This is a genomic window from Microbulbifer mixtoriginis (SeqCode), assembly GCF_052466715.1.
The window spans coordinates 1,200,149-1,223,109 of record NZ_CP174288.1 but is presented as its reverse complement, the minus strand read 5'-3'; the positions used below and the strand labels follow the sequence as shown (position 1 = coordinate 1,223,109).

Below are 22,961 nucleotides of genomic sequence, written 5' to 3'. Positions count from 1 at the left end.
ACAACAGCAAATGATAAACCTCAAATCACGACACAATTAAGCAGAAATATAAAAAATATCTCTCAAACTTTTTCCCAGATTACTCCTGCCTGAAAATCGGACAGAAAACATCCAGTAGTTAAGCTTTAGATATCCAGCTTTCTGATTAAACGCCCGCTGGTAGTTCCTTGCACTAGCAAGGAAAAAAGTACTACACCAAAAACCATAGATTGGATAGTCCACCAGTAGGGCAATTCAACGGGAAGAGAAAGTACCAGGGCTACAGCAATCACTCCACGCAACCCTCCCCAACTCATCAGCAGTCGCCAAGACTTTGGAATTGGCGGACCTACGAAGCGCGTTAATGGTGCTACCAGCACCACCGACAGGGCCCGAGCGCCCAGTGCTGCGGCCGTGGCAATTAACATCGCCAACCATTGATGGGTAAACATTTCGAAAGTAATGACCAACCCCATGATCACAAAGATAATTGAAGTAAAGAGAAGCCCCAACCACTCCCAAGTGGTTTCTGCATCTACCAGATAGGTTTTCCTTTGTTTTCGCAAGCAGGCTCTAGCCACTATGGCACAGGTCATAACAGAAATAATACCAGATACATGCAAAATGCTTTCCGCAAGGTAAAAGCTACCAAAAGCCACAATCACTAGAGTCATTAATGCTGCACTTGGTGTTCGTAGGAACAAAATAACCAGTGTTGTCAGCAACCCCAAGATCAAGCCTACAGCAACGCCACCAAAGAATATCATGCAGAAATACAGCGTTACTGAACTAACACTCAGCGATGGAGCCTCAGCGCTTACACCTGTCCCCTGTACAATTGAGTAAGTGGCCAGCCCTAGGACCAGAGAATAAAGGACTACTGCTGCGGCATCATTAAATAAGCTTTCCCCTTCAATAAGAGAAAGTAAATCTTCCCCAGTTTTTTCTTGTCGCAACTTATTCACTACCGCTACAGGATCGGTAGCCGCCAGAATAGCACCAGTCAACAATGCCGCTATCCAGGGAAATCCCGCCGGATGGCCAATTCCATAATAGGTAATTGCTGCGATCAGGAAGGCACAAATGACTAGCCCTAGAGTCGAAAATAATAGAATCGGACCAATCCAGCGCTTTAAAATCCTTGGCTCAAGCTGCCAAGCAGACTCAAAAATTAGAACGGGCAAAATCACAAAAAAAACCAATTCCCTTAAGCTGGTTGCCCTCAACCCTGTATCATAATCGATTACCGGTAACAGAAAAGCAGCCAATACACCAGCCAATAAGCATCCTAGTGTATTATCAATTCTTAATATCCGGGAAATACCCAAACCAATGATTGCTGCCACAGCCAAATAGAGCCCTTGCCCTACAATGACAATCACATCATTCACAAGTTTACTCTCCAGTGGAATGTACTATCACCCATCTCTTCAGAAGGATACAACCTTGTGCCATCATCTGTATAAAGCACTATGAAATTAACTCTTTCCCGCCAGCTAATTAATAAACTCCTAAATAACCACAAGGCCTTAGCTACATATGATTTGATGACTTTGATCAATTTGTAAAAATTCCTAGCAATCACAATTTATTAGGGTCGATAACTCATCAAAAATGCCGATAAAGTTCATGACTAATATTCATCCAACCGAACTACATCACAAGGATCTCTCACCCTGTCGGACAATATTACTCAATAGAAAGTCAGCACTAGTACTGCTCAGAGGTTTGATGCTCCCCCGCTTAGAAAGTGAAATTTGGCCCCCAAAATCCGACCCGACAGTCACCCTCTTAGAGTTAGTATCTTGGGAATGCCGCTCGAGAAAAAATGGCTCTAAGTGCATGTTTGAGCCCTACATTGGTGGAAGTTGTCGTATAGAAAGGCTACACAATCAGTATTCAGTATAGGAGAAAGGGGGGAAATGAACGGCAATATATCAATTTAAAAATTGAACAAACAAGGGTTCATCAGTTCAGACCTCATGAGGAACAAACAAGCTCTTGCAATAACTCCATATACTGATCAGCCATAGCTTTCGCACTATTTTTACTAATAAGTGGCTCACAATACCCAAAAACAAATACCCCATTTTGATTGGTAGTATAGGCAATCACCATCATAGGGTAGTGACCATGATTTTGAACAAGCATACCAGCAGCTATATCAAAATATTTCAATTCACCACACAATCCTCTCATACTGCCTAAATTGGAAACACAAATGCCCGCTGGAAATGACTCTCTTTTATGGGAGTATTCATTTGCAGCTTGCATGATATCTTTTAGCCTGCAACTAGACTCAAAAATCAAGCCTTTCAACTCGCTGGGATTAAATCTTTCATTCAAATTATTTTGTATTTCTATGGCCAAGTCCAAAACTCCCACACCAGAATTGTGCGGTGAAACTTCCACTGTTGTTATCGCTGTAAAGGCCCCAATAACATTTAAACCTATCTTTGGTTTACACAGACTACGTACATCCATTGGCAATACGATCTCTGTCCAGGATCGATGATTGGCCAACTGCTGAGATGAAATAACTGCCAAAGCACTGAACAGCGCAGTAAAGCCTATTTTTTTCTCTTTGATTATTAAGGCTAATTTTTCTACATCATCGAAACATAGAGTACGCAGGATTGCTCTACTTTGACGCCTGGCCAAGTCTGCGGTTTGCTCGACCGGCCATGCAAGATAGTCCTTACCTGGTAGAAGCAGATGATCACCACCACTGTACCCCGCTTCCTTGAGATATTCCTCTATAGGCTTATATAATGGCAGCGGCTCTAGCTCTAGGTTTCCACCTTTATTCAAATATAAATCTAGATAAAAGAACAAGACCATTATTGATCTACCGTCAATAGCCGCATGATTTGCAACTAAGGAAATCCATTCCACACACTGGTTATTACCAATGTAAAGTGTTATCATATAAATATACTTTTCTATATCTATAATTTTTTTAGACTGCCTCACATACTCCAACTCAAAATTGAAACCATGATCAAGCACATAAACTTCTAAAGGGATTGAGCTAAAGTCCACATTACAATGCCATTCGAAATTCGCCCCCAATTTAACCCTTGCTCTCAACATAGGATGCAAATGGTGCACCCAGGCCAGCCCGTCTTGCAAAGTCTTCACATTTAATGGTTGAAGTACCTTAATAAAGGAGACAATTTGAGTCCCCCCATGACACTCCCTGGCAAACTCGACCATCAAGGCCTCGACCGCACCTAACTCTCGTGAATATGGCTCTGATTGCATAGCTTCAATCCTGCACAGATGTAAATCACAAGTTAAGATGACTATTCAATTAGTATAGAAAAAGTAAATAGATTACTTAATATCGACACACCGAAACGTATTTTCATTTAAAATTCTTTAAACAAAAAGAGACCGATATCCAAGGTGCAGTCAATATACCTGTAAACCCTTAAATCTATTCATCTGCAATCAATAGCCTATCTAACCTCTACTGTCGGCAATCACCGCAAACTTGAGAAACCTTATACTCTGGAAACAACTCAAATGAGAGTGAAAAACTGGGGGATTCAGGAATGCATCTATTAACTATAAACTTAGGAAGAACTGCTATACTTTTAAAGCAGCTTTATTCAACAGCATAACCATTGGAAATATCGGCAATTAATTCCATGTAAGTTTTCACATATTTAAGCGCACTCTCCTTACTGATAAGTGGCTCACAATAACCAAAAACAAAAACACCTTCCCCACCTAGAGCGTAAGTCACCAGCATGATGGGGTGCGCCCCATGAGTTTGAACAGTCATAACCAAACCAAAATCAAAGAATTCCAATAAACCCGTATACCCAAACACATCCCCCACATTAGAAACACAAAGACCTGACGGGAAATAATTTTTTTCAGAAGCATAATACTCAGCCAGATCTTCTATCTCCACGAGCCTATAATCGAGCTTCAAAGGAGGCTCAAAAAAACTTTTACGCCTTAAACATAAACGAACTTTTTTTTGTATTAGCCGTGCAAGACTCAACAAATCGAGGCTGGTATCTTTTGCGGATAAGGATAAAGTTATTGTAGTCGTACACTCTCCTACAACATCTTGATCTATTTGAGATTTACACAAGTATTGGGCATTAATAGGTAACATTAATTCTGTCATGGGATGGAAGCTTGGTAACGATCTTGCAGCGAGGACAGCAATAGCACTATAGATTGAAGTGGTTTGAACATTCTCCTGTTTTGCAAGTAAACAAAAATGATCGTGCAGCTTTTTAGGGAGAAGCCGATAAATAGAGCACCCACTCCGAGAGGAAGCATGTTCAGCCTTTTCAACCGGCCATTTTACGGTTTTACAATTATTGTTATAAACGGATAATTGTGGATTTTTAAGCCTCTGCCTTGAGCTAATATATTCCACCATAGATTTATCCATTATGGAGGCGGAAAACTGGTTTTTTTGCTGCCCCCTCAAGAACCTATCCAAGTCACGGATCAAAATTAATGCTGAACGTCCATCAATGGCAGCATGACTTACAACAAGAGCAACCCACATTACACATCCATGCTTATCGGTGTAAATCGTCAAGCGATAACTATATTTATCTAACTCAAGAATTTCATTTCCCAAGCGGTTAAACTCTGCTTGATAATCAAAAGAAGATGTATCGCTCTTAATCTCAGTAGGAATATCTCGGAATCCTACATCACAGAACCATTGAGCATAAGATTTTTTTTCCACACGAGAACGGAGCATAAGATGACGATTATGTAGGTATTCCATCCCCTCCATTAACTCTTCAACACCTATAGACTTGCATGCTCTGAAGAAGACAACCAGTTGTACTGCACCCTTAGACCTCTCGGTCAACTCTACAAAGAGAGCCTCCTGAGCCCCAAGCTTACGAAAAGGTTTTGTTTTTTTCATAGCAGGCTCACCCCTAAAGGGAGGTTACTGCCAATTAGTATAGAAAAGAAATAATATAAGGCTTAATCATAAATCAATATCCCCTCCCGGCTTCCCTATGTCATTGCGAGCATCAATCTCACAGGGTTAGAAACCACAATCAATGAATATATGTAACGATATGGTCGCAAGAGATCCTGCTCACCAGTCAAGCCAAGCACCTTAGCTGTAAGGCGCTATTTTTCAAGAAGTTGACTGTATAGCAGATAGATTGCGGAAGTTGCTAACAATGCCCCCATCACTCTATTAAATATTTTAATTCTCACTTCAGTCCCTAACACCAGCCTGATTCTATCCCCCATAAGAGCCCAGGCGGTTAATGACAAATAACAGACAAAAAAATAAATCCCCACAAAATAAAATAAACTGTTACTCTGAGGGCTTGAAAACAAGGCAACACCAGTTACACAGGCAATCCATGCCTTTGGATTTAACCATTGCAGAAGAAACCCCTCATGGAAGCGCGGCAGGGTACGTTCAGCAACAGCTATCTCTTCCGTGGGCCCGCTGGCAACCTTGTACCCCAGATAGATGACATAGAGTGATCCAGCGATAGCAAGATACTGCAACACCTGTGGATAACGCTCCAATACCTGGTAAAGTCCAAAGCCGATCATGGCAAGCAGTAAGGTAAATCCTATTGTCGCCCCAGATACAAATGGAATGGTACGAGCAAAACCATACTGCACTCCAGATGAGACGATTACCATGTTTACAGGCCCTGGCGTGATCGACATAGTGAGCGAAAACCCAAACATCGCTAAGAACAAGGACATATTTACACTCGAATATTATTTAATTTATCATCTTAAAAGAATGATTGTTATTGGGATGCAATCACGATAAATAAGCGCTACTGAGAATGGCGAACCCTAAGAGAGTTACCCCAATTTAACTAAAGGAAATCAAGTTGAAAAGAATTATTTTCCTAGCAACCTTGCTCATGTGTACCAGCTTTCAATCACTCGCAGAGCCCACAGTCGAAGAACATATCACAGACTTCATTAATAAATTTTCTTCGAACAACATAAAAGGCTCCGCATCTCACTTCTTCACAGAATCACCTCACTTTATCTTTGGCCCACACATTTTAACCCCACAAGATTCAGCACAAGTAGAAGAAGTACTATCTAAAATACGTGATGGTCTAGCCAAGCGAGGCTATAAAAATTCCGAGATCCTTGAATTCAAGACATTCTTTCAGGGTGAGAATATGTCCGTTACAACAATACTGCTTAAACGCTACAGCTCAGAAAGACAGGTTCTGGATCATCAATGCAGCACTTATACATTGGCCAAGACTGAAGAAGGGTGGAAAATCTTATCCTGGCTCCCTTCCGAGCCAGAAAGTAATACAAAATGTTTTACAGGTAAAAGTTAAACAATAAAACAGTAGTAGCCCCTAAAAAACCTAGAGGGATTTAGAAATGAGATCTCATAGTGAAATCAGAGTGCTTCTTACAGAATTGTATCAAGTGATTTCTGGCCCAGAAGGATTCAAGCGCGACTGGAAAAAACAATTATCGCTATTCACACCTTACGCTAAAGTCATTCGAACCTCTTTAGATGGTGAAGGTAATCCCCAGGCGCTGGTCATGAATATCCAGGATTACCCTGAAAATTTTCAGAGGGTGGTTGGAGATGCCGCTTTTTATGAGGTTGAAATTCACAATATTATTGAGTCTTTCGGCAATATCGCTCACGCATTCAGTAGTTACGAAGCCTGGAGAGATAGTGATAAAACCCAGTTTATCAAGCGGGGGATAAACAGCATTCAGCTTTATCACGATGGGCATTCATGGAAAATAGTCAATATGATTTGGGATGATGAGCGACCCGGACTAACCATGCCACCTAAATATAACCCCGAGACCGAAAGTGTCTCGTAATCCCAAATTGGCCCCAGAATAATTGATAACTCGGCAATTAGATTCATTAAGCTCAATAAAACCCTTTCGTATTGGAAACTGAGGAAATAATCTGTAGCCAGTTAGTAGAGAAACTCTACCAATTTTTGATATGACCAAGTGATGCCAGTTTCTGTCTGCGTAACACTGAGGCTCTTATCAATGGATGAGAACTTTATAGGGGGCCGGCTCTCGCCTTGAAGGGTGAGGGCTATCTTAATTGGGAGAAGTTACCAGCTTCTACTGCAAGCTTCTCTTCCAGGCCCTTATTTCCTCGACATATAATTCGGGCTGTTCAAAAGCCGAAAAGTGCCCTCCCCGTTTCAAATGATTCCAATAACAAATGTTCTTATAACGCCCCTCAGCCCAAGAGCGGGGTATTCTTACCATCTCCCCAGGATAAATACTGACTCCAGTAGGCAATTGCACTACCTTTTCCTGATCGGGGCCATAGGGGGCATCGAAGCTTTCCCAAAATAGTCGCGCAGAAGAGGCCGCTGTATTTGTCAGCCAATAAAGCATGATATTGTCTAGTAATTCATTCCTGGTAAAAATACTCTCCAAAGTTCCCTGGCAATTGCTCCATAAATGAAACTTCTCTAATATCCAGGCAGCCTGTCCTATGGGAGAATCCGCAAGACTATACCCCAGTGTTTGAGGGCGGGTGCTCTGTTCCTTGGCAAAACCGGAATCCCAACAATTGAAGAATCGTATTCCGGCCAGAGCCTCTTTCTCTTCCTCGCTGGGCCAATGCAAGGCTTCAGCGGTTGGCTCTTCCTTGGGATTATTGATATGAATAGCCCTGCACGCGCCCAGATTCTGTATGCCAATTTCAGTGGTCACCGACCGGCCCCAATCTCCCCCTTGAGCCAAGTACGATTGATACCCCAGGCGATGCATTAGGGTATCCCAGGCAGCGGCAATTCTTGGGATACCCCACCCCGTCGTTACAGGCTTACCCGAAAAAGCGAAACCAGGGAGCGATGGGCATACCACATGGAAAGCCTCCTCAGCACTCCCCCCATATTGAGTCGGCTCAGTCAGGGGCCCTATCACTTTGAGAAATTCCACAAAAGAACTGGGCCAACCATGGGTTATTACGATTGGCGTGGCGCTTCTATGACTGCTTTTGACATGAATTAGATGAATTTCCAGGTCGTGAATGGTTGTTATGAACTGGTCATATTGATTCAGCCTCTGCTGAGTGGCATACCAGTCATAGTCATTTAGCCAATAATCACAGAAATCCTTAAGATAATTCAAAGGGATTCCCTGCGCCCATCCATCTACGGTTTCTGCCTCAGGCCAACGTGCCTCCCGTATCCTTCGGTGCATATCAGCCAGCTGAGATTCTTGTATATCAATCCTGAAAGGTTGGACCTGAGCCATTCGTAGATTCCATCTCCTGAGTGAGCTGACTAAGTAGCCGCGGATAGACAATTACAAAGATTGATTGGCCATTGCTTTGTACTGAACCAAAACCGTAAACTGTACAAACATACAGCACCCTAGTTCCGATGAAAAAAATAGAATCAAACAATCCTCAGCCCTTACATAAAGGGCGCGGAGCCGCCAGTAATATCACTGGTCGTTTTGCCGAGCACATCAGTACACGGGAAAGCGATGGTTGGCAAACCGAGGCTGAGCCTCTGGAGCGACTACTGACTACCGCCATTGAAGAGAAGGCCAAGTCGATTATCGCTACCAATCAATCGCCCGACATCCCCTTTACTCAGTCTATCAATCCTTACCGTGGCTGTGAGCATGGTTGTGTCTATTGCTACGCGAGACCAGCTCATGCCTATATGGATCTTTCCCCAGGGCTCGACTTCGAAAGCAAGATCTTTTTTAAGGCTAACGCGCCCGTATTGTTGGAGCAGACGCTGCGCAAACCAAGCTACACCTGTAGTCCCATAGCACTAGGCGCGAATACAGACCCATATCAGCCTCTGGAGAAAGAGAAAGGCATAACCCAGGCATTGCTAACAGTAATGCAGCAGTTTCGACAACCGGTCACCATTGTCACCAAGAGCCAGCTGATTTTACGGGATCTTCCCATCTTGGCTGAGATGGCACAGGACAACCTTGCTCAGGTGGCAATTAGCGTGACTACTCTGGAGAGGGATTTAAAAAGGAAATTGGAACCCCGCACAGCGGGGCCTTCTGCCCGCCTGCGTACTATCGAACAATTGAGCAAGGCTGGGATACCCACGGCCGTACTTGCAGCTCCAATGATCCCGGCACTTAATGACTGTGAGCTGGAAGCTATTTTGAAGGCCGGGCGGGATTCAGGTGCCGAGAGGGCGGCCTATATCCTCCTGCGGCTACCCCATGAGGTGGCGCCACTTTTCCGTGAGTGGCTATCACTACATTACCCACAAAGGGCCGACCATGTAATGAGTCTGATACAACAGAGCCGCGGTGGGCGGGACTATCAAAGTGACTTTTCCCAACGCAGAACCGGTACAGGGGTTTTTGCTCAGTTACTGCGGCAGCGTTTTATTGTCGCCATTAGGAAATTGGGGTTAAATCACCGGCGCCTATCCCTGGATAGCAGCCAATTTAAAACACCACCCCTAGCCGGCGAGCAGCAGTCTCTTTTTTAACTGAGCTATGCGTTTTAACCTACAAGAAACTGAGAAAAACCCCTTGCGGACAAGATTTTAATGGATGCCTGGTTTTTGTATTTAATCCGCACTTCCAGCGGTACCCTCTATACGGGGATAACTAAAGATATTCAACGACGCTTTGCCGAGCACTGTGGTGGCGGGGCCAAAGCGGCCAAGGCCCTTCGCGGTAAAGGGCCTCTCACACTTGAATATCAGGTAAAAACTCAGGATAAATCTTCTGCACTGAAATTGGAAATCGCCATCAAGAGGTGGCCCAAGCATAAAAAAGAAGCGCTTATTGTCGGCACAATGGCATTGCCTGATTTACCCAGCTAACCATCATTTTGCCCTCGTGAGCCCTAAGCGACTAGCGCCTGGTAAGCAGCCAAGCCACTTCCATCGCTGGTACCAGCCCTTTTAAGCCACCTGGCACATCCCTGGAGGCCAGCATCTTCAGGTGATAATCCGCATTGTAACGCTCAAAAATCTCCTGAGAGCTGATGGAGAAGGGGGGACCCGCTAACTCAGACTGCTCATACTCAAAAGATATCAGTAATTGAGGGGCCACTTTTGTCATCGCCATCAAGTGCTGGGCATACACTGGGCGAATGTCTTGTGGCAACGCCACCAAGGCGGCACGATCATAGATACCATCAACTTCCTGTAGTAGTTCCTTATCCAGGTCGAAAATATCCCCTACATAAATATCAATATTGCTGGCCTTATAGCGCTTAAGGTTGGCAATTTGCTCGACTTCTGGGGTTATATCCATCTCTTGAAATAGTTGCTCTACCGCCATTTCACTCAGCTCGGCACCAACGACTCGATAACCTCCAGAAAGCAACCAGGCGATATCACGGGTTTTGCCACATAGTGGAACAAATACTCTATCGCCTTTGGAGAGAGAAAGCTGTGAAAAGAACTCCGACAGTAAGGAATTACCACAGGCTTCGTGGAAAGCTATATTATTTTTCTTCCACTTCTCATGCCAATATGTCGCTTCCATGTTGCACCCCCGTGTGCATTCTAACGGTTATTTCTGATAACTCTGACGGATAATTCAGAGATCCTTCACACTCACTAAACCTAATATAAAAGGTATTCCAGTTCAGACTCTGCTTCAGGACCGGAAGCCTCGGGCTCAGTGAAAGCCAGTGCAGTTAAAAAAACAAAGGCTCCTGTAAATACGATGCTCTTCAACATTAACGATACCTCAGAACAATTCTTTCACAGATGTAATGGGAGTCCGGAGTACTCTCTCTTTCTTCAACAGCCACAAGTTATTTGCTTTTCGTCGATCCAGAGATAAAGAGTTTTCCCGGCCAGATAAAATCAACCAACCCCGCGACTATCGCGCCAACTACAGCAGCAGTAATAAGCAGGAAATAACCATCTAAAGAGATCGGTTGCTGAGCTGTGAAAGCGATCAAGATACCAATCCCATAACTAATAATATTGCCAACCCCAGTAACCAAACCCATTGCCCAGGCCCCAATGGCCGATAATAATAAGGCCATAGGTAAAGCTAACCATGGTTGTTCCAGTTGCCACCCTGCAGTTCCCACAATTGCGACCAATCCTAGCCCAAGTCCTGTAACTGCACAGGCCAGGTTATAGCCACCGGAACGCAAACTGCCGCCTCTGGCAAAATAGGTAACAGCACCCAGGGCCGCCACCCAGCTGGGCACACCAACAAGCTGGGCTGCCACAATCGCCAAAGAGGCACTCAGAAAAATCCGCAACCCAGTAAAAAGACGTTCCTGAGATTGCCCGTTACTATGTTCGAGACTTTCAGTTACGCTATTCATTACTTTCTCTCAATCTCCGCTGCACGCATTAATGACTGGCAATTCCTTGCCTAAATGCTTTCTACGCCACGCTGACTACTGATAACAATAAGTGGAGGAGCTATAGTCATCCCTCCATTAAGTGTATTTTCTCGCGTCTTTTGAATTTGCGGGTAGCAGACTTCTTCCGCATCCTTGCCCAATCTTGCAATCGGTACAAACATGCGGCAAATTCAGGGAGTGGTTCTACCTACCCAAAGGGCGTTTTCTTAGTAGGTGATCAACAGAGGTCAATTGGGGGGATATGGGGATTACCAGGGGATTTCACTGCCATCGTAATTATAAAATCGCCCACTCTTACCCTGACCCGCTTGCGTAAGCAGTTTCTTCAGTGCAGCCACACTTTGTGCCGTTGAAATCAGGGCACCGGGACCTCCCATCGCAGTTTTCACCCAGCCCGGGTGCAGGGCCATAACTGTGATTCCGCGATCATGGAGATCAATCGACAAGCTTTTAACGATCTGGTTGAGTGCTGTTTTGGAGCTTCGATAAATATAACCACCCCCAGAGCAGTTATCGGCGATACTGCCCACCTTGCTACTCATCATGGCTATCAGCTTGTAGTCGCTGGCCGCTACGTTATCGCAAAAAGTTTCCGCCATCATGTATGGCGCAATGGTGTTGGACTCCAATACGCGGCGCCACTCTTCCCGGTCCACTTTGCCAAAACCAATGCCTTTCGGGCCGTAATATCCCGCATTATTGAGCAAGATATCGATAGGCTCCCCTTTCAAGGCCTTACCGAGAGCAATCATTTGCTCATAGTCGGTTACATCCAACTGGATGGGCTCTATCAATGGGTATTTAGCCTGTAAGGCGTTGAGTTCATCGGCCTTTTTCAGATCTCTACAACAGGCAAATACACGCCACCCATCCTTGGCAAACTGGGCAGTCAACTCCAGGCCTATGCCTCTATTACAGCCGGTGATCATTATGGTGCCAGACATCGCCTCTCCTTCAGTGTTATTCTTGCGGATCGCGATCATAGCAACTGTAGAACAATGTACTACTCACCCGACAATCTACTTTGGTTATTACTATTAGCTACCGTGGCTTGGTATATCTGGTCCAATATGGCAGCAAAAGAACATGTCAGGCGCGCTGCGGCCAATCACTGCAAACAACTGGGAGTGCAACTTCTCGACGATACGGTTGTGCTGGTACGCACCCGCTTAAGGCGTGACCGTCGAGGCCAGATCAGCCTGCAACGCAGTTATGAGTTTGAATTTACTTCCACTGGAGAACATCGCTATTCCGGTGTAGCAATTCTCCACGGCCGCCGTATTGAGCAGCTACAGCTGTCTCCACACCATTTGAGTTAACTTGGTATTTGTTGATGAAACCCGGCCTTTATCGCCACTACAAAGGAAATCTTTACGAAGTCCTGCACACGGCCATCCATAGCGAAACAGAAGAGCTCCTGGTGATCTATCGCGCGCTCTACGGAAACTATATTGTTTCGGCTAGGCCCTACGCTATGTTTAGCGACACAGTCTCAGAGGATGGAAAAACATTCCCCCGCTTTAAACTCGAAAAAGCCTTCGAAATGATGGATAACACCCACGTAAAAAAAGCGCCAGAATAAATAAATCCAATCAGTCTCCAATCCCTGTCTTGCGCCATTTAATGCCAGAGGGATAACCTCTCGTGTCAGACAGAAGCCGATATTAATCGATAAAATTTGGCGCCTGACAAACAAGCTTGATCCTCTCGGACAACCCGCTCTCGAACCCACAAGGAAAACCGGTGAACAACAAGAATATTATGATCTATGGCGCCTATGGTTACACTGGTGAGCTGATTGCCCGCCAAGCTGTAGCGCTGGGTTATCGCCCCATTCTAGCTGGTCGCAATGCTCAAAAATTACAGCCTCTGGCAGAAGCCCTTAATCTCCCGGCCATGGCCATCGACTTGGCTAATACGGAAGTCTTGGAACGCAGCTTGCGGGACGTTTATCTGGTTATCCACTGCGCCGGTCCATTTTCTGCTACCGCTGAATCCATGATGAGGGCCTGCCTCAACACCCGTACCCACTACCAGGACATCACTGGTGAAATTTCCGTTTATGAGACCGCACATCGTCTTGATGATGAAGCCAAAGCCAAGGGCGTCGTACTTTGCCCTGGTGCGGGATTCGATGTCATTCCTACTGATTGCCTCGCTGCCGCATTACACAAGGCTCTGCCGTCAGCCACGCACCTGGCGCTTGGCTTCGACTCGGAGTCGAGTTTAAGCCCCGGTACAGCCAAGACCTCTATCGAAAGCCTCGGTATGGGAGGCGCCATTCGGCGCAATGGCAAAATCGAAACCATTGGCCATGGGCAGCTTACTCGCACCATCGATTTTGGCCGAGGTGAAAAGTTTGCTGTCGCAATTCCCTGGGGCGATATCTCTACTGCCTTCCACTCAACCGGTATCCAAAATATTGAGGCCTACATCCCCATGAGCCCGGCAAGGGCAAAGAAGCTAAAGCGCCTGAATGGATTTCGTTGGCTGCTTCGTACCCAGTGGCTACAAAACTGGCTGAAAGCAAAAGTGAGCAAGTCTGTTCGAGGCCCCAGTGAAGAGCGTCGTGCCGGCCAGAAAACCTGGGTTTGGGGAGAAGTGCGCAATGACCGTCGCGGTGAGCGTAAAGTTGGCCGACTCACCACCGCCAACGGCTACGATGTCACCGTCTCTGGTTCCCTGGCAATCATGCAATATCTCCTCGACTATCAGGGCGAGGGGGGCTATTTCACGCCATCAAAACTCTGCGGCCATAAGCTGGTGGAGGATCTACACGGCTCTGGAACGATCGAAATCAAGCCGGCCTAGCCACTATTCTCAAAACCTTTCTGCTTTTTTCTAACGGGCAAATCATGGAGCCGCGGACAGCTGCTCCGACTCTCTTTCCAGCCATTCCTTTCTTAGCGCCTTATTCACCTATCCTGGATCAATTTTCTGCCAAGCTTTTAAAAGCGGCATATAGGCGTAAATAACATCTATTTTGAGATTTCACTATTACGACATCATTTGGTCAACTCCGTGCAATAATCAATTTTTAAGTTTGCGGCATGCGAGACTTATCCATGAATTTGAAGAGTATTGATGTGTCCCTGGTTCTGTATCTCACGGAACGGGCGTCACGTCCCACTTCACGCAGACGGTACCTTTGGCTATCCAAATCTGGAGATGGCTGGCTCACCGTCGCCGTACTCCTCAGTTATATTATTTCCAACGCCGCCACTCAGCTTTTTATTGCCGCATTCTCTGGCTTGGCGGTAGAGCGTTCTCTCTATTGGACAATCAAAAACACGACCCGCCGCAGGCGTCCACCTCAGGCTATCCCCGGTATGCGCCCGATTATTATCGCCCATGACCGTTTCAGCCTGCCCTCGGGACATACCTCTGCAGCCTTTCTTTTTATTACATTTATGACTCAACAAGTCAGCCCAATGTGGGGATTAGGCTATATCTGGGCGACCGGGGTGGGCGCCGCCCGTGTAGGCCTGGGAGTACATTTCCCTTCTGATATTTTCGCCGGTGCCCTTCTCGGTTCATGTGTCGCAATAGCCACTGGCGCCGTCCTTTTATGAAAATACTCTATGGCGTTCAGGCCACCGGCAATGGACATATTGCCCGTTCGCGCACATTGGCAAAGGCATTGCAACAATACCCAGAACTTGAAATCCAATGGCTGTTTTCAGGTCGACCAAAGGAAAACCTGTTTGGCATGGAATTGTTTGGCGATTATTGGTGGCGGGAGGGAATGACCATTGTCCACAGTGAGGGGCGCCTCAGAAGCTTGGCCACGGTTGCCCAGGCTAAATTGCGCCAATTAATCCAGGATGTCCGCAAACTGCCAGTTAGCGAATACGACCTAATCATCAGTGACTATGAACCTGTCACCGCCTGGGCGGCGAAAATGCGCAAAAAGCCCAGTGTGGGTATCGGTCACCAATACGCTTTTTTACACTCGATTCCCATGCCCAGGTATAACTGGCCTTTTCATACCGTTTTACGTATCTTTGCTCCCACAAAAAAAAGCCTGGGTTTGCACTGGCATCACTTTGGCAACCCCATATTACCGCCCATAGTCCCCCCTCAACCCAAACCCGTGAGTGACACAGAAGATTACATTCTGGTCTACCTGCCCTTTGAACACCCAATACCCATGCTGGAGGAACTGGCCAAAGTAGAACGGCAATTTATTGTTTACGGTGTGCCAGAAAATCTGCCCACGGCAAACAATATCCAGATAAAGTCGCCTTCCACACTAGGATTCCAACAGGACTTGGTCAATGCCCGTGCAGTAATCTGTAACAGTGGTTTTGAATTACTGGCAGAGACCCTGGCTCAAGGCAAACCCATCCTAAGCCGACCACTGGCCTATCAATTTGAACAGGAAGCCAATGCCCAAGCACTGGAACAACTAAAGCTGGCGAAAATCGTACGCTCCATAGATGCCAATAGTATTCACACCTGGTTGCAGGAGGGGCCAAAATCTGTACGTATCCAATGGCCAGATGTCGCACAAGCTATTGCTGCCTGGATAGCACAGGGCTGCAAGCGAGACCCCGCAGATCTAGCCAGCAGTTTATGGCGACAAGTGACCCCCCGCCCCACCGAAGGGTCTGCACCCACCTACCAGAACGCTACCGACTAACCCTTCTTTTTTTTGCGCTATCCACAGTTGTAATGACCATTGCCAGTCTATGGCCCACGGCCTTCTACCACCATATCGCCAAGCGCATTCACACAAAAAGTCATTGCCCAATTTTGAGCCTCAGCGTTTACTTATCTGCCATTCAATCACCAACTAGACATTTAGTTATCCAGCTCTCAAAAAAATATTTGATCAGCACGGCACGAGAGTCTATCTCAAGCAATAGTGCAGTGGATTTGAAATTTTTGTAGTCGGACTAATATGTACATTTGCTCCATAAAAAAAATAATGAGGTAAGCATGACTAATTCATTGCTCAACGACCGTGATACCGAATTTCTCCTCTATGAATTTCTCGATACCGAAGCGCTGCTACAGCGACCACGTTACAAGGAGCATTCCAGGGAAGTTTTCGATGCAACACTGAAAACCGCACGCACTATTGCCGAAAAATTTTTCGCCAATCACAATGCCAAGGGCGATGCCAATGAGCCCAACTTTGACGGCGAAAAAATACAGATGATCGCAGAGACCAAGCAATCTTGGGATGCCTTCTCGGAGGCCGGTTTTCTCGCGGGGCACTGTAATTTTGATGAAGGCGGTATGCAGCTGCCCAAAGCGATAATCAGCACGGCCCTTGGCTATGTTAGTGCCGCAAATATTGCCAGCGCTTGCTACCCCTTCCTGACTATTGCCGCCGCCAACCTACTGCGCTCTTTTGCCAGTGACAGCCTAAAGGCACAGTTTTTGCCGCAGATGCTCGATGGCCGCTTCGCCGGCACTATGGCCCTCACAGAGCCCGATCAGGGCTCAGCTCTGGCCGATATCCGCACCAGTGCCGAACAGGCTGAAGATGGCAGCTACCGTATTCGCGGACAAAAGATGTATATCTCCGGCGGCGACCAGTCTCTGACAGAAAATATCGTTCATCTGGTATTGGCAAAAATCAAGGGTGCTCCCGCCGGCGTTAAGGGAATATCCCTATTTTTAGTACCTAAAATGCTCCTTGATGAAAACGGCCAGGTAGCCCAGCCCAACGATGTAAAACTGGCGGGATTACTGCATAAAATGGGCTTTCGCAACACGACCTCTACAGTATTGAGTTTTGGTGAGGATCAGGGCGCAGTGGGCTACCTGATCGGTGAGCCTCATCAGGGGCTCAAATATATGTTCCAGATGATGAATGAGGCTCGTATCAGTGTCGGCGCAGGGGCCTCTATTCTAGGTTATCAGGGCTATGCCTACTCCTTGCAGTATGCCAAGGACCGCCCCCAGGGACGCCTGCCTTCCAACCAGGACCCCAGCGCCAAGCAAGTTCCCATTATTCAACATGCAGACATTCGCCGTATGCTGCTGATGCAAAAGGCCTATGCCGAGGGTGGCCTGGGCTTAAGTATGTACGCCACTTCTCTTTATGAAGACCAGCACAGCGCACCCACGGAAGAAGAGAGCCAGCTGGCAGCCACTCTGTTAGACCTAATTACTCCGGTAGTGAAATCCTGGCCCTCCAAATACTGCCTGAAAGCCAATGAACTGGCCATCCAGGTACTCGGCGGCGCCGGTTATATTCGGGAATTCCCCCTGGAACAGCTTTATCGGGACAATCGCCTGAACGCCATTCACGAGGGCACTGAAGGTATCCACGCCCTCGATCTACTCGCGCGCAAAGTGCCCAGCAAAAATTTCCAGGCCTACCAGCTGTTACAAACAGAAATCCGTAAAACGGTATTGGAAGCACGGCAGAAAGAGAGCTTGATTAGCATGGCCGATACCCTGGAGGAATCCCTGCAAAAGCTCGACGAAACGGGCATGGCCCTGTTTACGCAATTACAGGAGGATGTGGATCGCGGGCTCAGTAATGCCACTCTCTATCTGGATGTTTTCGGCTGCATTATGGTGGCCTGGATCTGGCTGCGACAGGCGGTTATCGCCGCGAATGCCCTGGAAGGAACTACCAGCGAGGAAGATGGCAATTTTTACCGTGGCAAGTTGCACACCGCCCTCTTTTATTTTGAATGGGAACTACCCAATATCCAGCCGCAAATAAGCCTGCTGCAAAGTGGCAATAACCTGCCGTTCGATATGCGAGTCGATTGGTTTTAGCGAGTGACGATCAGGAGGGGCCACGTAGCAACTACAGCAGTACAGTAATTTCCGTGCCCCCCTCGGGAAGAGATTCAGCGCTGATTTGCCCCTGGTAACTCTCAACAATGTCCACCACAACAGCCAGGCCAATACCCTGGCCAGGCTGCTGCTGGTCGGCACGTACTCCGCGCTGGGTTACTTCGCGCCATTTATCGCTATCTAGGCCGGGCCCATTATCAGCGACCTGGATAGAGAGCTTACGCCCCTCCTCGGGGTTCTCAATAACAACTCGAACCTGGCCGGCACCGTACTTGTAAGCATTATCGAGCAGGTTGCCAAGCAGCTCCATCAAATCGCCCTCATCCCCATAGAACAGAGCGTTCTCAGTACACTCCCTTCGCACTTCACAGGGCCTGCTGCGATAGACTTTTTCCAGGGCATCCAGGATCTTTTCCAGAAGTGGCGCCACGGCAATACCGCGCAGGATAGATTTGGGAGAGCTGGCTACCGCACGCTGAAGTTGGTAGCTAATAATGCTGTCCATACGCTGTACTTGATCCGCAAGGGTTTTTCCGGCGGCATCGGGGTCCTTTTCCAGGCTCAACCCTTTGAGTACCGCCAGTGGCGTTTTCAGACTGTGGGCCAGGTCCGCCAGGGTATGGCGGGTCTTTTCACGCTGACGCCGCTCATTTTCAATCAACAGGTTCAGGTTGTCGGTAAGCGGGCGCAACTCCAACGGGAAGTTTCCCTCTAGGCGATCGCTGCCACCCTGCTGCATATCGCGCAGGGCCTGCGCCAGTGCGCTTAACGGCGCAAATCCCCAGCGCAATACCAGCCATTGAGCCAAGACCAGCAACAGCGCCGCCACCCCCAGCCACTGCCAGATGGTCGAACGGAACTGCCCGACCTGTGCCTGTAGCGGCGCCGCATCCTCCAGCACCACAAAGGTAAAAGGGTGCTCATTTTCCAGACCCCAAGCCACTCCCTGGCGGAAGCTGCTGTAATTGGCATCGCCACCTGGCAGGGAAATACGCATAAAAGACTGCTGCCCTTGCGGCAGCGGGGAAAATTCCACCTCTGGCATTGCCAGGGCCGATTCAGAACGCCAAATTACCCGCCCTTGCCCATCCAAAACTGCGCCAATCAGGCCAGAATCTGGCTGGTTGAAGCGCTGTTCGGGCAGCTCAGGCGGCAGCACCAGACTCTCGCCCTCGGGTTCTGCCAGTGCCAACAGGGTGTAGATATAAAGCTGCAGCTCGCGCTGTTTGGCCTCATTCAAAGAGGTGCGATAAGCGTGCTCCAGCACCCCGGAAATCAACAGCACAAATGCCACCAGCACCAGGCTGGTAACCAGTGCCAGGCGGCCTTTTAGGGAATTCAGCCAAAAGGAAAACAGTCGCATTACAAATTAGGGTCAACTGGGAGCCATAAAGCGGTATCCGCGGCCACGCAAAGTTTCGATGGGCTTAAGCTGTGCGGCCGCATCAAATTTCTTGCGCAGACGCCCGATAAACACTTCGATCACATTGCTATCCCGGTCGCAGTCCTGTTCATAGATATGTTCGGTGAGGGTGGTCTTGGAGACTACTTCATCCGGGTGCAGCATCAGGTATTCGAGCACCTTGTATTCAAAAGAGGTCAACTCCAGTTCGGTGTCGTTGACTGTGACCCGCTGAGAGCTGGTATCCAGCAGTATCGGGCCCGCTTTGATCGTGGGTGAAGAAAACCCGGCGGAGCGCCGCACCAGCGCATTCAATCTCGCCAGTAACTCCTCGGTGTGGAAGGGCTTTACCAGATAGTCGTCACCACCAGCTTCCAAGCCGGCCACACGCTCCTGCCAGTGGCCGCGAGCGGTGAGAATCAGGATAGGGAAATGCTTGTCTTCGCCACGCAGTGTCTGAATCACCTGAATGCCATCCATTTTTGGCAGCCCCAGATCCATAACCGCAACATCGTAAGGATATTCACGCCCCAGGTAGAGCGCTTCTTCTCCATCCGGCGCCTCATCTACGGTATAGCCAGCGCCGCGTAGTGATTCTGCCAGCTGCTGGCGCAGTAAAACTTCATCTTCGACTAATAGTGCGCGCATATTCTTTCCCTTGTACTGCGAGTCTGTGGTAGCGGGTGATTAACGGGAGATCCTACCGCTCTTCTTGTCCACAAAAACTACATAGACCTGACTCTTATCGGACAGCCCCTTTACCCGGTAGACCACCTGGCCTTGTTTGCGGGTTTCAGAGACCGATAATATTTTGCCGCCAAAACGCCGTTTCACAATCGAAGCGGCCTTCTCCCGGGAAACGCCCCCGTCCTGTACCCAGCGGAACTCATGCCGGAAGTTTTCCCTCTGCGGAGCCGGCCCACCCTGCCAGGAGGCAGCACATAGACCGGGAAACAAAACGATAAGGAAAAGAAAATGCCGTATAAAAGTGCGGCTCGATTTCACTGTGCGGCTCCTGTGGATGTCCTGGTTTTCCACCTTTTACTATTTCGACCGCCTTCCGCCGGCTCAAGGCGCCGGCGAGACTGCGACACGAACCCGGATTCTCTCGCCCGGGTGGTAATCTGTACGAGTCAGATAAACCTGACCATTATACCGATAGCGCACATCGTATCCGACTAATTCCCGCTGTGTACTGAACTCGTCGACAACCTGGCAACGAGATTCCGTGGCGTAATAAGTCGGGGCGTTGGCCCGACTGATCTGGTTACCCACCAGCGCTCCCACTAGTGCGCCCGCAACAGTGGCTCCAGCCCGTTGGCCGTGATGGTGGTGATAGCGACCGTGATGACCGCCACGTCCCAAGCTGTTGCCAACAGCGGCACCGATCAGCCCGCCAACCACAGTACCCGCAGGAGAAGCGGGCTCCCGGTAGGCCACCTGCTCATCCCGGCAGTAAGTGCGCGGGTTACGGACCTGAATATCGGTGTAAACGGGAGTAACCTCGGTGACGCGGGCAAAGTCGTAGCTATCCGCACCGTAGGGGTCTGTGTAGCCATTGGGGCCCGCTTTGGCGGTAGCACTCAAGGCCACCAGCGCGGCGACTGCCGCGCCAGCGATAAACTGCTTGAAGAGTTGCACAATCGATCTCCCGTTATTCATCAACGGGAGCCAGAGTAGTCAAATTCATCTGAATAGACGCTGAATTACACCTGAGGTGGTAAGAAACATCAGGTTCTCTCCGTTTCCTCTCGCCTCTGCTGCCGCCGCTCCTGTCTCTCCCTGCGGCGCCGTTCCCGCTGGTTCCGCCTTTCCCGATTCTCCGCACGGCCGCGTTTATCCTTCTCCCATTGTTCCCGCAACTGTTTACGCTGCTGGGGAGGCATCTGACGGAAGCGCTTGCGCGCCTCGCGAATACGCTGGCGCTCCTCCTCGGGTAGGTCCATAAAGCGGCGATAAGAGTCCCGCAACTGGGCGCGCCGCTCTCTGGGTATATCCTGCCAGCGCTTATACTGTTGACGCGCTTCTTGGCGCTGCTCGGGGTTCATTTCACTCCAACGCCTGGCCCCGCGTAACAATTGTTCCTGTCGATCTTGACTCAGTTGTGACCAGCGCGTCTCAAAATTCTGTAAAAGTCGGCGCTCACTGTCACTGAGACTCTGCCAATCCTGTGCCTGAGAAACATTCACAAAGAGCGATAAATACACGGCGGCCAGCCAACCAATCAATATGGTTCTTCGCTCACTCATCGCTCAGCTCCTCGTGGGTCTCCCCTCCCCCGGTATTTGGTCTGCCTGTTATGGCTGGTTTTTCCGGCTTGGGTAACAACATCTCCAGCGCTTCCGGCGCTTGTATATCTCCCTGCTCATCGGCCCACTCCCCGACAAACATCAGGAAGTCCTCATCCAGTGGCTGCAGATCCTGCGCCAGTAGCGGGGCTGCAAAAAAGAGCACCGTATAGAAAAGGCCTTTAGCGATACTTTTCTTAGGAAAAAGGACTTTTTCATGACTAGGAGGATTGCCCATTCAACTCTTCCGCCAACCACTGGTAGAACTCCATATCCTCAACCATTTCGACATCCATTTCCTCATATAAATACCAGTCAGTGGCACTCAGCAATTCGGTAGCGGCCTGCTCGCTGGATACAGGCCAAAACAGCAATAACAACAATGATGCACAAGCGCCAGTGAAAACTAGCCAGCCGGGAGAGTCGCGATAATACGATTTCTTTGCCGCCACTGCGCGTTGTCTGGCTGCAGCAAGCCGCGATAGAGTCTCTGTATCAATATCACGCTCCCGCCGGACAACTGCATGCTGCGCAGCTTTCTTTAATGAATCACTCTGCACGACTGGATTTTCTTGCCGACTATTCATTGCGTTGCCTCTAGTTGGAATGCCTCTAGATGGTTGCGCAAACTGCGCATAGCTCTTGATAAATGGGTCTTAACACTCCCCTGACTGCAGGACATTGCCCGCGCAGTTTCGGCAACATCGAATTCTTCGACACAGCGCAGCAGGAAGGCCTGCTGTTGGCGCAGGGGCAACTTGGCCACAGCACTATCGATGGCTTCCAATAGGCGTTCGCCAGCAAGGACCTTATCCGGGGCGGGATTATGGCTATCGACCCATTCCAGCGGCGCTGGATCTAGCTCATCGCTGTTTGCCGGTAGCTTTTCCCGAAATAGTTGCCAGCGGGATAGCTTATTGTTACGCCGGTGCCAATCGGTAATCCGGTTGTTGAGAATAGTGAAAAACAGCGGCCGCCACTCGGCCCGATCGCGGCCACTATATTTCCTCACCAACGCCAACATGGAATCCTGCACGATATCCAATGCATCATCCCGATTGCCAACAGCGTAATTCGCCATGGTGAATGCCCGTTTCTCCACCTGGGCGAGGAACTGATTCATAGAAACCGGCTGAAGTCCTTGCGCACAGAATACTCTTTCAGATTCTTTTTATTGATTTTGAAGTCGTCATACAAAGACTTCGCCCGCACT

General features: G+C 48.4%; 26 protein-coding genes. 10 read left to right on the top strand and 16 right to left on the bottom strand.

All coding sequences use genetic code 11. From position 1 onward, the window contains the following. Positions 1-125 precede the first annotated feature (125 nt). The 4 genes from ACJJH9_RS05515 to ACJJH9_RS05500 form a co-directional block, all read right to left on the bottom strand. Positions 126-1,370: a cation:proton antiporter gene (locus ACJJH9_RS05515; RefSeq protein ID WP_444924574.1), complete on the bottom strand. Its 1,245-nt coding sequence runs from the start codon at positions 1,368-1,370 to the stop codon at positions 126-128. A 589-nt stretch (positions 1,371-1,959) separates the two neighbouring features. Then, the gene (locus tag ACJJH9_RS05510; protein WP_444924573.1) at positions 1,960-3,243 is read right to left on the bottom strand and encodes a hypothetical protein; all 1,284 of its coding nucleotides are present in this window, start codon (positions 3,241-3,243) and stop codon (positions 1,960-1,962) included. 346 nt (positions 3,244-3,589) lie between these two features. Then, on the bottom strand, positions 3,590-4,888 hold the full coding sequence (locus ACJJH9_RS05505) for a condensation domain-containing protein (protein WP_444924572.1): 1,299 nt from the start codon (positions 4,886-4,888) through the stop codon (positions 3,590-3,592). A gap of 215 nt (positions 4,889-5,103) precedes the next feature. Next, positions 5,104-5,703, bottom strand: coding sequence for a LysE family translocator (locus tag ACJJH9_RS05500; RefSeq protein ID WP_444924571.1), 600 nt, complete (start codon positions 5,701-5,703; stop codon positions 5,104-5,106). 134 nt (positions 5,704-5,837) lie between these two features. Between ACJJH9_RS05500 and ACJJH9_RS05495 the strand changes: the two genes are divergently transcribed. Both ACJJH9_RS05495 and ACJJH9_RS05490 read left to right on the top strand, forming a co-directional pair. Further along, positions 5,838-6,308: a DUF6841 family protein gene (locus tag ACJJH9_RS05495; RefSeq protein ID WP_444924570.1), complete on the top strand. Its 471-nt coding sequence runs from the start codon at positions 5,838-5,840 to the stop codon at positions 6,306-6,308. A gap of 46 nt (positions 6,309-6,354) precedes the next feature. Next, positions 6,355-6,816 (top strand): hypothetical protein, encoded by a 462-nt coding sequence (locus tag ACJJH9_RS05490; protein WP_444898689.1) that lies wholly within the window; start codon positions 6,355-6,357, stop codon positions 6,814-6,816. A gap of 258 nt (positions 6,817-7,074) precedes the next feature. Here ACJJH9_RS05490 and ACJJH9_RS05485 read toward each other — a convergent pair whose 3' ends face one another. Next, positions 7,075-8,223, bottom strand: coding sequence for an epoxide hydrolase family protein (locus ACJJH9_RS05485; RefSeq protein WP_444888467.1), 1,149 nt, complete (start codon positions 8,221-8,223; stop codon positions 7,075-7,077). Positions 8,224-8,351: 128 nt separating this feature from the next. On the opposite strand from ACJJH9_RS05485, the gene ACJJH9_RS05480 reads away from it, so the two are divergent. Both ACJJH9_RS05480 and ACJJH9_RS05475 read left to right on the top strand, forming a co-directional pair. Beyond that, positions 8,352-9,440, top strand: a complete 1,089-nt coding sequence (locus tag ACJJH9_RS05480) for a PA0069 family radical SAM protein (RefSeq protein WP_444924569.1) — start codon at positions 8,352-8,354, stop codon at positions 9,438-9,440. 60 nt (positions 9,441-9,500) lie between these two features. Further along, positions 9,501-9,779: a GIY-YIG nuclease family protein gene (locus ACJJH9_RS05475; protein ID WP_444924568.1), complete on the top strand. Its 279-nt coding sequence runs from the start codon at positions 9,501-9,503 to the stop codon at positions 9,777-9,779. Between the two features lie 31 nt (positions 9,780-9,810). On the opposite strand, the gene tmpT is transcribed toward ACJJH9_RS05475, so the two are convergent. From tmpT to ACJJH9_RS05460, 3 genes are all read right to left on the bottom strand, one after another. Beyond that, the gene (gene tmpT, locus ACJJH9_RS05470) at positions 9,811-10,449 is read right to left on the bottom strand and encodes a thiopurine S-methyltransferase (RefSeq protein ID WP_444924567.1); all 639 of its coding nucleotides are present in this window, start codon (positions 10,447-10,449) and stop codon (positions 9,811-9,813) included. A 274-nt stretch (positions 10,450-10,723) separates the two neighbouring features. Further along, the gene (locus tag ACJJH9_RS05465; protein ID WP_444924566.1) at positions 10,724-11,251 is read right to left on the bottom strand and encodes a DUF1097 domain-containing protein; all 528 of its coding nucleotides are present in this window, start codon (positions 11,249-11,251) and stop codon (positions 10,724-10,726) included. Positions 11,252-11,541: 290 nt separating this feature from the next. Further along, complete coding sequence (locus ACJJH9_RS05460) at positions 11,542-12,237, bottom strand: SDR family oxidoreductase (RefSeq protein WP_444924565.1); 696 nt, start codon at positions 12,235-12,237, stop codon at positions 11,542-11,544. A gap of 54 nt (positions 12,238-12,291) precedes the next feature. Here ACJJH9_RS05460 and ACJJH9_RS05455 point away from each other — a divergent pair, with 54 nt between their 5' ends. The 6 genes from ACJJH9_RS05455 to ACJJH9_RS05430 all read left to right on the top strand — a co-directional run bounded on the left by ACJJH9_RS05455 (position 12,292) and on the right by ACJJH9_RS05430 (position 18,037). Beyond that, on the top strand, positions 12,292-12,612 hold the full coding sequence (locus tag ACJJH9_RS05455) for a DUF3301 domain-containing protein (RefSeq protein ID WP_444924564.1): 321 nt from the start codon (positions 12,292-12,294) through the stop codon (positions 12,610-12,612). A gap of 14 nt (positions 12,613-12,626) precedes the next feature. Next, complete coding sequence (locus ACJJH9_RS05450; RefSeq protein ID WP_252085197.1) at positions 12,627-12,875, top strand: DUF1653 domain-containing protein; 249 nt, start codon at positions 12,627-12,629, stop codon at positions 12,873-12,875. A gap of 161 nt (positions 12,876-13,036) precedes the next feature. Then, positions 13,037-14,104, top strand: coding sequence for a saccharopine dehydrogenase family protein (locus ACJJH9_RS05445; RefSeq protein ID WP_444924563.1), 1,068 nt, complete (start codon positions 13,037-13,039; stop codon positions 14,102-14,104). Between the two features lie 254 nt (positions 14,105-14,358). Then, the gene (locus ACJJH9_RS05440) at positions 14,359-14,865 is read left to right on the top strand and encodes a phosphatase PAP2 family protein (protein WP_444924562.1); all 507 of its coding nucleotides are present in this window, start codon (positions 14,359-14,361) and stop codon (positions 14,863-14,865) included. Further along, a complete protein-coding gene (locus tag ACJJH9_RS05435) occupies positions 14,862-15,935 on the top strand; it encodes an MJ1255/VC2487 family glycosyltransferase (protein WP_444924561.1) in 1,074 nt (357 codons plus the stop codon). The genes ACJJH9_RS05440 and ACJJH9_RS05435 overlap by 4 nt, the downstream gene beginning before the upstream one ends. A gap of 299 nt (positions 15,936-16,234) precedes the next feature. Continuing rightward, positions 16,235-18,037 carry an acyl-CoA dehydrogenase gene (locus ACJJH9_RS05430; RefSeq protein ID WP_444924560.1) on the top strand — a complete coding sequence of 601 codons (1,803 nt, stop codon included), beginning with the start codon at positions 16,235-16,237 and terminating at the stop codon, positions 18,035-18,037. Positions 18,038-18,068: 31 nt separating this feature from the next. Here the strand turns inward: ACJJH9_RS05430 and ACJJH9_RS05425 are convergent, their stop codons facing one another. From ACJJH9_RS05425 to ACJJH9_RS05390, 8 genes are all read right to left on the bottom strand, one after another. Then, on the bottom strand, positions 18,069-19,421 hold the full coding sequence (locus ACJJH9_RS05425; RefSeq protein WP_444910133.1) for an ATP-binding protein: 1,353 nt from the start codon (positions 19,419-19,421) through the stop codon (positions 18,069-18,071). A 12-nt stretch (positions 19,422-19,433) separates the two neighbouring features. Beyond that, on the bottom strand, positions 19,434-20,108 hold the full coding sequence (locus ACJJH9_RS05420; RefSeq protein WP_252085191.1) for a response regulator transcription factor: 675 nt from the start codon (positions 20,106-20,108) through the stop codon (positions 19,434-19,436). 39 nt (positions 20,109-20,147) lie between these two features. Further along, positions 20,148-20,465 (bottom strand): PepSY domain-containing protein, encoded by a 318-nt coding sequence (locus ACJJH9_RS05415; RefSeq protein WP_252085190.1) that lies wholly within the window; start codon positions 20,463-20,465, stop codon positions 20,148-20,150. 63 nt (positions 20,466-20,528) lie between these two features. Then, complete coding sequence (locus ACJJH9_RS05410; RefSeq protein ID WP_444888455.1) at positions 20,529-21,101, bottom strand: glycine zipper 2TM domain-containing protein; 573 nt, start codon at positions 21,099-21,101, stop codon at positions 20,529-20,531. A gap of 89 nt (positions 21,102-21,190) precedes the next feature. Continuing rightward, positions 21,191-21,709, bottom strand: a complete 519-nt coding sequence (locus tag ACJJH9_RS05405; RefSeq protein ID WP_444924559.1) for a DUF3106 domain-containing protein — start codon at positions 21,707-21,709, stop codon at positions 21,191-21,193. Further along, positions 21,702-21,986 carry a hypothetical protein gene (locus tag ACJJH9_RS05400; protein WP_444924558.1) on the bottom strand — a complete coding sequence of 95 codons (285 nt, stop codon included), beginning with the start codon at positions 21,984-21,986 and terminating at the stop codon, positions 21,702-21,704. Before ACJJH9_RS05400 ends, ACJJH9_RS05405 begins: the two co-directional genes overlap by 8 nt. Next, positions 21,970-22,335: a hypothetical protein gene (locus ACJJH9_RS05395; protein WP_444885591.1), complete on the bottom strand. Its 366-nt coding sequence runs from the start codon at positions 22,333-22,335 to the stop codon at positions 21,970-21,972. Before ACJJH9_RS05395 ends, ACJJH9_RS05400 begins: the two co-directional genes overlap by 17 nt. Further along, on the bottom strand, positions 22,332-22,871 hold the full coding sequence (locus ACJJH9_RS05390) for an RNA polymerase sigma factor (RefSeq protein WP_444904287.1): 540 nt from the start codon (positions 22,869-22,871) through the stop codon (positions 22,332-22,334). Before ACJJH9_RS05390 ends, ACJJH9_RS05395 begins: the two co-directional genes overlap by 4 nt. Positions 22,872-22,961: the final 90 nt, after the last annotated feature.

Coding starts and splice junctions, on each gene's coding strand:
- ACJJH9_RS05390 (WP_444904287.1), bottom strand. CDS start 22,871: ATGAATCAGTTCCTCGCCCAGGTGGAGAAACGGGCATTCACCATGGCG.
- ACJJH9_RS05485 (WP_444888467.1), bottom strand. CDS start 8,223: ATGGCTCAGGTCCAACCTTTCAGGATTGATATACAAGAATCTCAGCTG.
- ACJJH9_RS05435 (WP_444924561.1), top strand. CDS start 14,862: ATGAAAATACTCTATGGCGTTCAGGCCACCGGCAATGGACATATTGCC.
- ACJJH9_RS05465 (WP_444924566.1), bottom strand. CDS start 11,251: ATGAATAGCGTAACTGAAAGTCTCGAACATAGTAACGGGCAATCTCAG.
- ACJJH9_RS05440 (WP_444924562.1), top strand. CDS start 14,359: ATGAATTTGAAGAGTATTGATGTGTCCCTGGTTCTGTATCTCACGGAA.
- ACJJH9_RS05460 (WP_444924565.1), bottom strand. CDS start 12,237: ATGTCTGGCACCATAATGATCACCGGCTGTAATAGAGGCATAGGCCTG.
- ACJJH9_RS05425 (WP_444910133.1), bottom strand. CDS start 19,421: ATGCGACTGTTTTCCTTTTGGCTGAATTCCCTAAAAGGCCGCCTGGCA.
- tmpT (WP_444924567.1), bottom strand. CDS start 10,449: ATGGAAGCGACATATTGGCATGAGAAGTGGAAGAAAAATAATATAGCT.
- ACJJH9_RS05405 (WP_444924559.1), bottom strand. CDS start 21,709: ATGAGTGAGCGAAGAACCATATTGATTGGTTGGCTGGCCGCCGTGTAT.
- ACJJH9_RS05510 (WP_444924573.1), bottom strand. CDS start 3,243: ATGCAATCAGAGCCATATTCACGAGAGTTAGGTGCGGTCGAGGCCTTG.
- ACJJH9_RS05395 (WP_444885591.1), bottom strand. CDS start 22,335: ATGAATAGTCGGCAAGAAAATCCAGTCGTGCAGAGTGATTCATTAAAG.
- ACJJH9_RS05475 (WP_444924568.1), top strand. CDS start 9,501: ATGGATGCCTGGTTTTTGTATTTAATCCGCACTTCCAGCGGTACCCTC.
- ACJJH9_RS05450 (WP_252085197.1), top strand. CDS start 12,627: ATGAAACCCGGCCTTTATCGCCACTACAAAGGAAATCTTTACGAAGTC.
- ACJJH9_RS05400 (WP_444924558.1), bottom strand. CDS start 21,986: ATGGGCAATCCTCCTAGTCATGAAAAAGTCCTTTTTCCTAAGAAAAGT.
- ACJJH9_RS05500 (WP_444924571.1), bottom strand. CDS start 5,703: ATGTCCTTGTTCTTAGCGATGTTTGGGTTTTCGCTCACTATGTCGATC.
- ACJJH9_RS05430 (WP_444924560.1), top strand. CDS start 16,235: ATGACTAATTCATTGCTCAACGACCGTGATACCGAATTTCTCCTCTAT.
- ACJJH9_RS05420 (WP_252085191.1), bottom strand. CDS start 20,108: ATGCGCGCACTATTAGTCGAAGATGAAGTTTTACTGCGCCAGCAGCTG.
- ACJJH9_RS05455 (WP_444924564.1), top strand. CDS start 12,292: ATGTACTACTCACCCGACAATCTACTTTGGTTATTACTATTAGCTACC.
- ACJJH9_RS05505 (WP_444924572.1), bottom strand. CDS start 4,888: ATGAAAAAAACAAAACCTTTTCGTAAGCTTGGGGCTCAGGAGGCTCTC.
- ACJJH9_RS05480 (WP_444924569.1), top strand. CDS start 8,352: ATGAAAAAAATAGAATCAAACAATCCTCAGCCCTTACATAAAGGGCGC.
- ACJJH9_RS05490 (WP_444898689.1), top strand. CDS start 6,355: ATGAGATCTCATAGTGAAATCAGAGTGCTTCTTACAGAATTGTATCAA.